Source organism: Agromyces rhizosphaerae (assembly GCF_027925245.1).
Classification (GTDB): Bacteria; Actinomycetota; Actinomycetes; order Actinomycetales; family Microbacteriaceae; genus Agromyces; species Agromyces rhizosphaerae.
Genome location: NZ_BSDP01000001.1, coordinates 2516085 through 2527621 on the forward strand (window position 1 = coordinate 2516085; position 11537 = coordinate 2527621).

Below are 11537 nucleotides of genomic sequence, written 5' to 3' on the forward strand. Positions count from 1 at the left end.
CCGCCGGTAGGCTTGCTGGCGTGACACTGCGCATCTACGACTCGAAGGCACAGTCGCTGCGCGACTTCACGCCGCTGCGCGAGGGGCACGTGGGCATGTACGTCTGCGGCCCGACCGTGCAGTCGAGCCCGCACATCGGCCACCTGCGCAGCGCGCTCGTCTACGACCAGCTGCGGCGCTGGCTCGTCTACCGCGGCTTCGACGTCACCTTCGTGCGCAACGTCACCGACATCGACGACAAGATCCTCGTGAACGCCTCCGACTCGGGCGAGCGCTGGTGGGCGCTCGCGTACCGGTACGAGCTCGAGTTCACCGCCGCGTACCAGCGGCTCGGCATCCTCGCGCCGACCTACGAGCCCCGGGCCACCGCGAGCGTGACCCAGATGCAGGACCTCATCGCCCGCCTCATCGAGCGCGGCCACGCCTACCCCGCGCCCGACGGCTCGGGCGACGTGTACTTCGACACGTCGTCGTGGCCGGAGTACGGCGCGCTCACCCGGCAGAGCCGCGACCACATGGAGGCCGCCGCCGACGCCGATCCGCGGGGCAAGCGCGACGAGCGCGACTTCGCGCTCTGGAAGGGGCACAAGCCCGACGAGCCGGCGGATGCCGCGTGGGAGTCGCCCTGGGGCGCGGGCCGCCCCGGCTGGCACATCGAGTGCTCCGCGATGTCGCGCCGCTACCTCGGCGCGCACTTCGACATCCACGGCGGCGGGCTCGACCTGCGGTTCCCGCACCACGAGAACGAGCTCGCCCAGTCGACGGCGGCCGGCGACGCGTTCGCCGAGTACTGGGTGCACAACGGCCTCGTGAACGTCTCGGGGCAGAAGATGTCGAAGTCGCTCGGCAACTCGGTCTACGCGGCCGACCTCCTCGGCCGCGCCCGGCCGATCGTCGTGCGCTACCTGCTCGGCCAGGCGCACTACCGCTCCACCCTCGACTACACGCCCGCGTCGATCTCGGAGGCCGAGGCCGCGCTCGAGCGCATCACCGGCTTCCTCGAGCGCGCCGAGCGCCGGCTCGCCGGCACGCGGTTCGTCGGCACCGCCGCCGAGGTGGTGCCCGACGCGTTCGGCCGGGCCATGGACGACGACCTCGGCGTGCCCCAGGCCCTGGCCGTGCTGCACGACACCGTGCGCGCGGGCAACCAGGCGCTCGACTCGGTCGACCTGCCGGCGGCGGCCCGTGCGCACGCGGAGGTGCGCGCCATGGCCGAGGTGCTCGGCATCGACCCGCGCGACCCCGCGTATCGCCGGGGCCAGGACGAGTCGGCCGCGGTGGGGGCACTCGACGCCCTCGTGACCCGGCTCCTCGACGACCGCCAGGCGGCGCGCGAGGCGAAGGACTACGGTGAGGCCGACCGCATCCGCGCCGAGCTCACCGGCGCGGGCATCACGCTCGAGGACACCGCCCACGGAACGCATTGGAGTCTCGGCACATGAAGGGCAGCAGCGGAAAGTCGCGTGCGGGAGCCGTGCGCAAGAAGGGCAAGGGCGCGTCGACCGGCACCGGGGGACACGGGCGCAAGGCGCTCGAGGGCAAGGGCCCGACGCCCAAGGCGGAGGACCGCGAGTACCACCCCGCGCACAAGCGCAAGGTGCAGGCCGAGCGCCGCGCCGCGAAGCAGGGCGGCCAGGGCGGGCAGAAGGGGGCGCCGCGCGGCGCGTCCGGGGCCTCGCGACGCTCGAAGTCGGGTGACGAGGCGGAGATCGTGACGGGTCGCAACGCGGTCGTCGAGGCGCTGCGCGCGAAGATCCCGGCCAGCACCCTCTACGTCGCGGCACGCGTCGAGATGGACGACCGCGTGCGCGAGGCGCTGAAGGTCGCGACCAACCGCGACATCCCGATCATGGAGGTCATGCGACCCGAGCTCGACCGGCTCGCCGGCGACGGCGGCGTCCACCAGGGCCTCGCGCTGAAGGTGCCGCCCTACGAGTACGCCCACCCGGTCGAGCTGCTCGACGAGCTCCTCGACCGCGACGAACTGCCGCTGCTCGTGGCGCTCGACGGCGTGACCGACCCGCGCAACCTCGGCGCGATCATCCGCTCTACCGCGGCGTTCGGCGGGCAGGGCGTCATCGTGCCCCAGCGACGCTCGGCGGGCGTGACGGCCGCGGCCTGGCGGACGTCGGCCGGCGCCGCCGCGCGGGTGCCCGTGGCGATGGCGTCGAACCTCACCCAGACCCTCAAGGCACTCAAGGAGCGCGGGGTGTTCGTGCTCGGTCTCGACGGCGGCGGCGACGTGAGCCTGCCCGGGCTCTCCTTCGCCGATCGCCCGATCGTCGTGGTCGTCGGCAGCGAGGGCAAGGGACTCTCCCGGCTCGTCACCGAGACCTGCGACGCGATCGTGTCGATCCCGATCCACGACGCGACCGAGTCGCTGAACGCCGGCATCGCCGCATCCGTCACGCTCTACGAGGTCGCCAAGCTCCGCGCCGAGGGCTGACGGGAGCGGATGCCACGGGGCATCCGCTGCTCAGACCCGCGACCGCCAGTCGCCCTCGTCGTCGAGCGTCGAGATGGGCCCGGTGGCCTGGCCGACCATGGTCGTCGGCATGGTGATCGCCTCGGTGGGCGGGGAGATGACGGTCGCCTCGTCGCGGCGATGCCGCAGCACCGAGTTCACGTACGACGACATCGCCTCGGCGAGCGGGATGTCGTGGCCGGCCTCCTGCGCCATGAACCATCGGTGCTCGAGGAGCTGGTGGAACATCTCGGCGGGCTCGAGCTTGCCCTTCAGCTCCGCGGGGATGGATCGGATGACCGGCTCGAAGACCCGCACGAGCCACTCGTGGGCGATCATCTCCTCGTCCGCGCCGGGCCGGCCGTACATCGCGCGGTAGCTGTCGAGGTCGTTGAGCAGCCGGCGCGCCTGGTTCTCCTGGGCGTCGAGACCGGTGAGCCGGAGCAGGCGCCGGTGGTGGTGCCCGGCGTCGACGACCTTGGGGCGGATGCGCACGGTCGTGCCGGCGTCGTCGGTGCGGATCGCGAGCTCCTCGATGTCGAAGCCCAGCGCGTTCAGGCGGTTGACCCGCTCGTTGATGCGCCAGCGCTCGGCGCTCGAGAACGACTCGGCGCCGGTGAGCTCGGTCCACAGGCTCCGGTAGGCGTGGACGATGCCGTCGCTGATGCGCACGGGGTCGAGCTCGTCGGCGACGCGGCCGCCCGCCTCGAGGTCGAGCAGCTCACCGGCGATGTTCACGCGCGCGATCTCGAGGTCGTTCTCGCGCTGGCCGTTCGACAGCCCGCCCTCGTACAGCTTGCCGGTCTCGGCGTCGACCAGGTACGCGGCGAACGCGCCCGCGTCGCGGCGGAAGAGCGTGTTCGACAGCGACACGTCGCCCCAGAAGAACCCGATGATGTGCAGGCGGACGAGCAGCACCGCGAGCGCGTCGACCAGCCGCGTGGCGGTGTCGGGCCGGAGCGTCTGCGAGAACAGGGCGCGATAGGGGAGCGAGAAGCGCAGGTGACGGGTCACGAGCACCGGGCGGAGCGGCTCGCCGTCGGCGTCGACGCGGTTGGAGATCACGGCGACGGGCTCGACGCACGGGACCATGAGGCGCTGCAGCGTGCGCAGCATCTCGTACTCGCCGCGGGCCATCTCCGCGGTCGTCTCCTTGACCGCGACGACGTAGCCCCCGAAGTGGGCGAAGCGCACGAGGTGGCGCGAGATGCCCTTGGGGAGCGCGGCGATGGTCTCGTTCGGCCAGGCGTCGAGCGGCAGGTGCCACGGGAGGTCGAGCAGTGCCGGGTCGACCGTGGCGGAGGTGATGGACAGCGAAGCGGTCATTGCTGCAACCGTACAGTGCCCGCCCCCGCGCTCCTACCGCGGAGACGAACGACGCCGGCCGGGCTCCGAGGAGCCCGGCCGGCGTCGTGGTGCGAGATCGGGGTCAGCTGACCACGGCCTGGCTGCCGAGGCGCTCGCCGCTCTCCGCGTCGAAGACGTGGACGTGGCGCGGGGTCGGCATGAGGTAGACCTTGTCGCCGGCGTCGGGGTGGGTGCGGCCGTCGACGCGCGCGACGATGTCGGTGCGCTTGCCCTCGACGGTCGAGTGACCGTAGAGGTAGCCGTCGGCGCCGAGCTCCTCGACCAGGTCGACGTCGACCTCGAGGCCCTCGCCCTGCGTGGTCGAGACCACGATGTCCTCGGGGCGCACGCCCACGGTGACGGTCGGGCCGCTGGCCTCGGAGATGACCTCGCGCTCGACGGGCACGACGGCCGAGCCGAAGAGCACGCCGCCGTCCGCGACGTCGGCGTGGAAGAGGTTCATCGCGGGGGAGCCGATGAAGCCGGCGACGAACACGTTGCTGGGCTTCTCGTAGAGGTCGCGCGGGGTGCCGACCTGCTGGAGGATGCCGTCCTTCAGCACCGCGATGCGGTCGCCCATGGTGAGCGCCTCGGTCTGGTCGTGCGTGACGTAGACCGTGGTGACGCCGAGGCGGCGCTGCAGCGAGGCGATCTGGGTGCGCGTCTGGACGCGGAGCTTCGCGTCGAGGTTCGACAGCGGCTCGTCCATGAGGAACACCTGCGGCTGGCGGACGATCGCGCGGCCCATGGCGACGCGCTGGCGCTGGCCGCCCGAGAGCGCCTTCGGCTTGCGGTTGAGGTACGGCTCGAGGTCGAGCAGCTTGGCCGCCTCGAGCACGCGGGCGGCGCGCTCGTCCTTGCCGACGCCGGCGATCTTCAGGGCGAAGCCCATGTTCTCGGCGACGGTCATGTGCGGGTACAGCGCGTAGTTCTGGAAGACCATCGCGATGTCGCGGTCCTTCGGCGGCACGTCCGTGACGTTGCGGTCGCCGATGAAGATGTTGCCCTCGTTGACCTCCTCGAGACCCGCGAGCATGCGGAGGGAGGTGGACTTGCCGCAACCGGACGGGCCGACGAGGACGAGGAACTCGCCGTCTGCCACCTCCAGGTCCAGCTTGTCGACTGCGGGGCGGGTTCCGCCGGGGTAGAGGCGGGTTGCCTGGTCGAAAGTGACAGACGCCATCGTTCTTTGCTCCTTCACCGGCAGGTACGTGCCGGACGATCCGTTGTGAATGGAATGCGTCGACGCCGCCAGTGGCATCGACACGCGCCCCAGTATGCCATGCCGGGACCGTGATGCGAACCTCGATGCCGAGGAATGCTCGTATCCACCGGTCGCCGGGCGTGTTTGGACGATTCCCAGCGTGCGGCCCTACGATCGGTTCTTGCGTTCGCAGGGATCCTGCGCGCCCACAGCATACGGAGACCAATCGATGACCTACGGCGGATCGGACCGACCCACCAAGAACGAACGGCGCGAGGCGGCTCGCGAGAAGGCCCGGCAGCTGCGTGAGGAGCAGCGTCGGCGCGAGCGTCGGAACAAGTTCCTCATCCAGGGCGGCGTCATCGTCGCGGTCGTCGCGATCGTCGCCCTGATCGGCACCCTGATCTGGCAGAACATCCAGCCCGAGGGCCCCGGGCCGCGCAACATGGCCAGCGACGGCATCGTCTACGACGTCGGCATGGTGCCGGTCGAGACCACGGCCCTGGAGCCCGACGAGGCGCCCACCGCGACCGTGCAGGACGAGAGCGGCACGATCGCCAACATCGTGACGTACGTCGACTACCTCTGCCCCTTCTGCGGTCAGTTCGAGACGACCAACGGCGACCAGATCCGCACCATGGTGGAGTCGGGTGCGGCGACGATCGAGATCCACCCGGTCGCGATCCTCACCAACCGCTCGGCCGGCTCGCAGTACTCCCTGCGCGCGGCGAACGCCGCCGGCTGCGTGGCCGACGCGTCCCCCGAGCAGTTCTACGACTTCAACGCGCTGCTGTTCGCCAACCAGCCCGAGGAGGGCACCACCGGCCTCAGCAACGACGAGCTCAAGGCGCTCGCCGCGGAGGCCGGCGCGAGCTCGCTGTCGAGCATCGAGCAGTGCATCGACGACACCGAGTTCAAGGGCTGGGTGCAGGACGCCACGAACCGGTTCCTGTCCGAGCCCATCCCGAACTCCGACATCGAGACCCAGCAGCGCGGCACCCCGACCGTCGTGGTCAACGGCAAGCAGTACACCGGCTCGCTGACCGACCCGGCCGAGTTCGCGTCGTTCGTGCTCCAGGCGACGGCCGACACGTACACCGAGGCGACCGCGACGCCGACCCCCGAGCCCGACGACGAGTGATCGTCGGCTGAGTGATGCGGCAGGGGCCCGGCGTTCGCGCCGGGCCCCTGCCGTATCATGACCGAAGGCCCGCGAGGGCCAGGCCGGCTTGGCGCAATCGGTAGCGCAACGCTCTTGTAAAGCGTAGGTTGCGGGTTCGAGTCCCGCAGCCGGCTCCAGTGGACGGTCGAGCCGTCAGTCCTCCGGCGTGAACTCCAGCGCGATCGAGTTCATGCAGTAGCGGTCGCCCGTGGGCGTGCCGAACCCGTCGGGGAAGACGTGCCCCAGGTGCGAGCCGCACCCGGCGCAGCGCACCTCGGTGCGCACCATGCCGAGCGAGCGGTCCTCGATCAGCTCGACCGCCTCCGGCCGGACCGACTCGTAGAAGCTCGGCCAGCCGCAGCCGGAGTCGAACTTCGTGCCGCTCTGGAAGAGCTCCGCGCTGCAGGCCCCGCACGTGTAGATGCCGGCGCGCTCCTCGTCGAGCAGCTCGCCGGTCCACGGGCGCTCCGTGCCCGCGCCCCGCAGCACCTCGTAGCGCTCGGCGCCCAGGTGCTCGCGCCACTCGTCATCGCTCTTGCGGACCTCGTAGCCCATGGTGTTCCCTTCGTCGGCGTCATCCTACGCGCGCCCGCTGCTCGCGCCGCGCGCTCGTGTCGCAGGACGCAACATGCGCGGACCCCGGCATGTTCCCGCGTCGGCCGGCCGGCGCGCGCCTAGGATTGCCGGACGCAGGTACCCGGAGGGAGCGCGCATGGCGGAGGCGGAGCACCGGAGCGGCGGGCTCTCCGAGCGCGACCTGCGCGTGCTCGCGTTCGAGCGGGAGTGGTGGTCGCACGCCGGTGCCAAGGAGGAGGCCATCCGCGACGCGTTCGGCTTCAGCCCGGCCCGGTACTATCAGGTGCTCGGTGCGTTGATCGACTCCCCGGACGCGCTGCGCCACGACCCCATGCTGGTGAAGCGGTTGCAGCGGCTGCGCGAGTCGCGTGCCCGGGCGAGGTCGCGTCGTGCGCTGTCGTACGGCCGCACCGCGACTGACCGCTGACCCGACTGGACCCCGATGGCAGAGAAGTACCCCCGAGACCGGTTCGACGAGATCCCGGACGCGATGCACCGCGTGGGCGCGCACCGCGCGCCGGTGCGACGGCGTTCGGCATGGGCGGGTTTCGCCTGGGCGGTCTTCGCGACCGCGGTGCTTGCCGGGTTCGGCATCGCGGCGGTCATGGCCCTCGACGACCGTCTTTTCCCGTCCGACGTGCCGGTGCCCGTCCAGACCACGGAGGCGGTCGTGACCGCCGAGCCCACGGTGGACCCGAGCGTGCCGGTCACGGTGCTCAACGGCACGACCGAGTCCGGGCTCGCCGCCGCGACCGCGCAGGTCATCGCGGAGGCGGGGTTCACGGTCGGCGTGACGGCCAACGCGAGCGAGAACGACATCCAGACCACCGTGGTCTACTACGGGCGCGAGGAGCTCGAGGGTGCCGCGCGGGGAGTGGCGCAGGCGATCGGCACCTCCGAGGTGCGCATCAGCGAGGAGTTCGCCGCGACGGGAGCCGACCTGGTGGCCGTGCTCGGTGCCGATCATGTCGAGGACACCGCCCCGTAACCATCACGTAAATTGTTGCCGTTCTGCGACATCCGAGCCTGTGGGAACCGGTTCGGGCACCCCCGCGCTGGCTAGTATCTGGCTTGGTCGGTACTTCCGTGTGAGTCCCCCGCTCGACCAGCGGGTTCCTCGTCCAGCACGTTCGTTCGGCCCGGTACAGGCGAGAGGCACGTGCTGCACGACCACGGCAATCAGGAGCAAGGCATGGCGAACGGGACCGTCAAGTGGTTCAACGCTGAAAAGGGATACGGGTTCATCACCGTCGACGGCGGCGGGCAGGACGTCTTCGTCCACTACTCCGCCATCGACATGGCCGGATACAAGGTACTCGAGGAGGGCCAGCAGGTCGTCTTCGAGGTGGGAACCGGGGCCAAGGGCCCGCAGGCGGAGTCCGTCCGCCCGGTCTGACCTTCCGGCCCCACGAGCGTCCGGCGCGCCGTCGAGCATCTCGACGGCGCGCCGTCGTGTCTCCGGCGCCGGGTTCGCTTGCACTCTCCGGACACGAGTGCCAGAATCGTTCTGGCACTCGTCTGATTCGAGTGCTAATCCATCGAATCTTCCAACGTCCGAGAAAGGACGAGAGAACCACATGGCAAAGATCATTGCTTTCGACGAGGAGGCCCGCCGCGGTCTCGAGCGTGGCCTCAACACGCTCGCCGACGCCGTCAAGGTGACCCTCGGCCCGCGCGGTCGCAACGTCGTGCTCGAGAAGAAGTGGGGCGCCCCCACGATCACGAACGACGGCGTGTCGATCGCCAAGGAGATCGAGCTCGACGACCCCTACGAGAAGATCGGCGCCGAGCTCGTCAAGGAGGTCGCCAAGAAGACCGACGACGTCGCGGGTGACGGCACCACGACCTCCGTCGTGCTCGCCCAGGCGCTCGTGCGCGAGGGCCTCCGCAACGTCGCCGCCGGCGCCGACCCGATCAGCCTCAAGCGCGGCATCGAGAAGGCCACCGACGCCGTCTCGGCCGAGCTGCTCGAGGCCGCCAAGGAGATCGAGACCAAGGACGAGATCGCCGCGACCGCGTCCATCTCGGCCGCCGACCCGCAGATCGGCGAGATCATCGCCGAGGCGATCGACAAGGTCGGCAAGGAGGGCGTCGTCACCGTCGAGGAGTCGAACACCTTCGGCACCGAGCTCGAGCTGACCGAGGGCATGCGCTTCGACAAGGGCTACCTGTCGGCGTACTTCGTCACCGACCCGGAGCGCCAGGAGGCGGTCTTCGAGGACCCGTACATCCTGATCGTCAACAGCAAGGTCTCGAACATCAAGGACCTGCTGCCGATCGTCGACAAGGTGATCCAGACCGGCAAGCAGCTGCTCATCATCGCCGAGGACGTCGACGGCGAGGCGCTCGCCACCCTCGTGGTGAACAAGATCCGCGGCATCTTCAAGTCGGTCGCCGTCAAGGCCCCCGGCTTCGGCGACCGCCGCAAGGCCCAGCTGCAGGACATCGCGATCCTCACCGGTGGCCAGGTCATCGCCGAGGAGGTCGGCCTCAAGCTGGAGAACGTCGAGCTCGACATGCTCGGCCAGGCCCGCAAGGTCGTCATCACCAAGGACGAGACCACCATCGTCGAGGGTGCCGGCGACACCGAGCAGATCGCCGGCCGCGTGGCCCAGATCCGCTCGGAGATCGAGAACACCGACTCCGACTACGACCGCGAGAAGCTCCAGGAGCGCCTCGCCAAGCTGGCCGGCGGCGTCGCCGTCATCAAGGCCGGCGCGGCCACCGAGGTCGAGCTCAAGGAGCGCAAGCACCGCATCGAGGACGCCGTCCGCAACGCGAAGGCCGCCGTCGAGGAGGGCATCGTCGCCGGTGGTGGCGTGGCCCTCATCCAGGCCGGCGCCAAGGCCTTCGAGACCCTCGCGCTCGAGGGCGACGAGGCGACCGGCGCGAACATCGTGCGCGTCGCGATCGAGGCCCCGCTGAAGCAGATCGCCCTGAACGCCGGCCTCGAGCCGGGCGTCGTGGCCGCCAAGGTCGCCGAGCTCCCCGCGGGCCACGGCCTCAACGCCGCGACCGGCCAGTACGGCGACCTCGTGGCGCAGGGCATCATCGACCCGGCCAAGGTCACCCGCTCGGCGCTGCAGAACGCCGCGTCGATCGCCGGCCTGTTCCTCACCACCGAGGCCGTCGTCGCCGACAAGCCGGAGAAGAACGCTCCGGCCGTCCCGGCCGACCCGACCGGTGGCATGGACTTCTAGTCCCACCCCAGCCGGCGGATGCCGGCGAACGCGACGGGCGTCTCCCCACCGGGGAGGCGCCCGTCGTCGTTCCCGCCCGGCACGCTCGCCCTTGACGCCGGGCTCCCGCGCTTGGTGTCATGAGTCGCATGACCGTCACGGTGGACGCCGACTACCTCGTCGTCGGGGCGGGTGCCATGGGCATGGCCTTCCTCGACGCGCTGTTCGAGCACTCCGACGCCACGGTCGCGCTCGTCGACCGGCGCCACGCGCCCGGCGGGCACTGGCTCGGGGCGTATCCGTTCGTGCGCCTGCACCAGGCATCCGCGCTCTACGGGGTCGCCTCGACGCTGCTCGGCGACGGGCGCCTGCAGCAGGTCGGCCCGGAGGCGGGCCTGCAGGAGCGCGCGACCGCGCCCGAGATCGTCTCGTACTACGGGCGGGTGCTCGAGCGGATGGTCGCGAGCGGGCGGGTGACGTTCTTCCCCGGGTGCGAGTACACCGGGGGCACCCGGTTCCGGTCGCTCGTGAGCGGCGAGGAGTACTCCGCCGACCGGGCGCGCCTGGTCGATGCGACGTACGTCGAGGGCTCGATCCCGTCGGAGACGGCGCCGCCCTTCGCGGTCGAGCCCCGGGCGACCGTCATCCCGGCAGGGGGCCTCGCTCGCCTGGACCACGCGCCCCGGCAGTTCGTCATCGCCGGCGGCGGCAAGACCGCGATGGACGCGTGCGTCTGGCTGCTGCAGCGGGGCGTCGACCCCGGCGCGATCTGCTGGGTGCGCCCCCGCGAGGCGTGGCTGTTCGACCGGGCGGTCGTGCAGCCCGATCCGGCCGTGTTCCTCGGCATGGCGGCCGACACCATGGAGTCGGCGATCGGCGCGGCGACGCCGGACGAGATCTTCCTGCGCCTCGAGGAGCGGGGCGTGATGCTGCGCGTCGACCGCGGCGTGCTGCCCACCATGGCGAAGACGCCGACGATCGGGCAGTGGGAGATCGACCTGCTGCGGACGATCACGAACGTCGTCCGCCGCGGGCACCTGGTCGCGGCCGCGCCGGGCCGACTCGTCTTCGCCGACGGCGACGTGCGGGTGGACCCCGACGCGGTGGTCGTGCACTGCGCGGCGCCGGGCCTGCCCGACCGGCCGGCCGTGCCGATCTGGCAGCCCGACGCGATCCGCCCGCAGGTCGTGCGCGTGGGCTTCCCGTGCCTCGGCGCGGCGATGGCCGGCTTCGTCGAGGCCACGCGTGACGACGACGAGGCGAAGAACGCGATCTGCCGGCCGACGTCGTACTCGGACTCGCCGGTCGACTGGCTGACGATGCAGGTGGAGGGCTCCGTCTCCGCGCAGGCGATGAGCGGCGCGCGCGACCTGAAGGCGTTCGCGAACTCGACGGCGCTCAACCCCGGTCGCGTCACCCCCGACCGGGCGGAGGACCCCGCGGTCGCCGAGGCGTCCGCGCGGCTGAAGGCGGCGATCGGGCCCGGCCGGGAGCAGATCACGCGGCTGCAGGCCGAGTTCGCCTGACCAGACCGCGCGCCGACCGCGTCCCGGCGGCCGGTACCCTCGACCGACAGAGGTGCCGTCGGCACCGGCGACGGAACGG

The 11537-nt window shown here is 71.2% G+C and carries 11 protein-coding genes and 1 tRNA gene; 9 read left to right on the forward strand and 3 right to left on the reverse strand.

The window, feature by feature from the left end:
• The first annotated feature begins 20 nt into the window (after nucleotides 1–20).
• Both cysS and rlmB read left to right on the forward strand, forming a co-directional pair.
• Nucleotides 21–1442: a cysteine--tRNA ligase gene (gene cysS / locus QMG39_RS11840; RefSeq protein WP_281885220.1), complete on the forward strand. Its 1422-nt coding sequence runs from the start codon at nucleotides 21–23 to the stop codon at nucleotides 1440–1442.
• Nucleotides 1439–2446 carry a 23S rRNA (guanosine(2251)-2'-O)-methyltransferase RlmB gene (rlmB, locus tag QMG39_RS11845; protein WP_281885222.1) on the forward strand — a complete coding sequence of 336 codons (1008 nt, stop codon included), beginning with the start codon at nucleotides 1439–1441 and terminating at the stop codon, nucleotides 2444–2446. Before cysS ends, rlmB begins: the two co-directional genes overlap by 4 nt.
• Nucleotides 2447–2476: 30 nt before the next feature.
• Here rlmB and QMG39_RS11850 read toward each other — a convergent pair whose 3' ends face one another.
• Together QMG39_RS11850 and QMG39_RS11855 are read right to left on the reverse strand one after the other, a co-directional pair.
• Nucleotides 2477–3790, reverse strand: a complete 1314-nt coding sequence (locus tag QMG39_RS11850; RefSeq protein WP_281885223.1) for a DUF4032 domain-containing protein — start codon at nucleotides 3788–3790, stop codon at nucleotides 2477–2479.
• A gap of 103 nt (nucleotides 3791–3893) precedes the next feature.
• Entirely contained in the window at nucleotides 3894–4994 is a 1101-nt protein-coding gene (locus tag QMG39_RS11855; RefSeq protein ID WP_281885225.1) for an ABC transporter ATP-binding protein, read from the reverse strand.
• 250 nt (nucleotides 4995–5244) lie between these two features.
• On the opposite strand from QMG39_RS11855, the gene QMG39_RS11860 reads away from it, so the two are divergent.
• Both QMG39_RS11860 and QMG39_RS11865 read left to right on the forward strand, forming a co-directional pair.
• Nucleotides 5245–6156: a DsbA family protein gene (locus QMG39_RS11860; protein WP_281885226.1), complete on the forward strand. Its 912-nt coding sequence runs from the start codon at nucleotides 5245–5247 to the stop codon at nucleotides 6154–6156.
• Between the two features lie 82 nt (nucleotides 6157–6238).
• Nucleotides 6239–6314: transfer RNA gene (locus tag QMG39_RS11865), tRNA-Thr, on the forward strand.
• Between the two features lie 16 nt (nucleotides 6315–6330).
• On the opposite strand, the gene msrB is transcribed toward QMG39_RS11865, so the two are convergent.
• Nucleotides 6331–6732 carry a peptide-methionine (R)-S-oxide reductase MsrB gene (msrB, locus tag QMG39_RS11870; RefSeq protein ID WP_281885228.1) on the reverse strand — a complete coding sequence of 134 codons (402 nt, stop codon included), beginning with the start codon at nucleotides 6730–6732 and terminating at the stop codon, nucleotides 6331–6333.
• Nucleotides 6733–6889: 157 nt separating this feature from the next.
• Between msrB and QMG39_RS11875 the strand changes: the two genes are divergently transcribed.
• The 5 genes from QMG39_RS11875 to QMG39_RS11895 all read left to right on the forward strand — a co-directional run bounded on the left by QMG39_RS11875 (nucleotide 6890) and on the right by QMG39_RS11895 (nucleotide 11458).
• The gene (locus tag QMG39_RS11875) at nucleotides 6890–7180 is read left to right on the forward strand and encodes a DUF3263 domain-containing protein (protein ID WP_281885230.1); all 291 of its coding nucleotides are present in this window, start codon (nucleotides 6890–6892) and stop codon (nucleotides 7178–7180) included.
• Nucleotides 7181–7195: 15 nt separating this feature from the next.
• A complete protein-coding gene (locus QMG39_RS11880; protein WP_281885231.1) occupies nucleotides 7196–7741 on the forward strand; it encodes a LytR C-terminal domain-containing protein in 546 nt (181 codons plus the stop codon).
• 204 nt (nucleotides 7742–7945) lie between these two features.
• Entirely contained in the window at nucleotides 7946–8149 is a 204-nt protein-coding gene (locus QMG39_RS11885; protein ID WP_281885243.1) for a cold-shock protein, read from the forward strand.
• A gap of 181 nt (nucleotides 8150–8330) precedes the next feature.
• Nucleotides 8331–9953 carry a chaperonin GroEL gene (gene groL, locus QMG39_RS11890; RefSeq protein ID WP_281885244.1) on the forward strand — a complete coding sequence of 541 codons (1623 nt, stop codon included), beginning with the start codon at nucleotides 8331–8333 and terminating at the stop codon, nucleotides 9951–9953.
• Between the two features lie 128 nt (nucleotides 9954–10081).
• Nucleotides 10082–11458 (forward strand): NAD(P)/FAD-dependent oxidoreductase, encoded by a 1377-nt coding sequence (locus QMG39_RS11895; RefSeq protein WP_281885246.1) that lies wholly within the window; start codon nucleotides 10082–10084, stop codon nucleotides 11456–11458.
• Nucleotides 11459–11537 lie beyond the last annotated feature (79 nt).

Excerpts from the sequence above, each read along its gene's own strand:
- rlmB (WP_281885222.1), top strand. The coding sequence starts at position 1,439 with ATGAAGGGCAGCAGCGGAAAGTCGCGTGCGGGAGCCGTGCGCAAGAAG.
- QMG39_RS11850 (WP_281885223.1), bottom strand. The coding sequence starts at position 3,790 with ATGACCGCTTCGCTGTCCATCACCTCCGCCACGGTCGACCCGGCACTG.
- QMG39_RS11855 (WP_281885225.1), bottom strand. The coding sequence starts at position 4,994 with ATGGCGTCTGTCACTTTCGACCAGGCAACCCGCCTCTACCCCGGCGGA.
- QMG39_RS11860 (WP_281885226.1), top strand. The coding sequence starts at position 5,245 with ATGACCTACGGCGGATCGGACCGACCCACCAAGAACGAACGGCGCGAG.
- msrB (WP_281885228.1), bottom strand. The coding sequence starts at position 6,732 with ATGGGCTACGAGGTCCGCAAGAGCGATGACGAGTGGCGCGAGCACCTG.
- QMG39_RS11875 (WP_281885230.1), top strand. The coding sequence starts at position 6,890 with ATGGCGGAGGCGGAGCACCGGAGCGGCGGGCTCTCCGAGCGCGACCTG.
- QMG39_RS11880 (WP_281885231.1), top strand. The coding sequence starts at position 7,196 with ATGGCAGAGAAGTACCCCCGAGACCGGTTCGACGAGATCCCGGACGCG.
- QMG39_RS11885 (WP_281885243.1), top strand. The coding sequence starts at position 7,946 with ATGGCGAACGGGACCGTCAAGTGGTTCAACGCTGAAAAGGGATACGGG.
- groL (WP_281885244.1), top strand. The coding sequence starts at position 8,331 with ATGGCAAAGATCATTGCTTTCGACGAGGAGGCCCGCCGCGGTCTCGAG.
- QMG39_RS11895 (WP_281885246.1), top strand. The coding sequence starts at position 10,082 with ATGACCGTCACGGTGGACGCCGACTACCTCGTCGTCGGGGCGGGTGCC.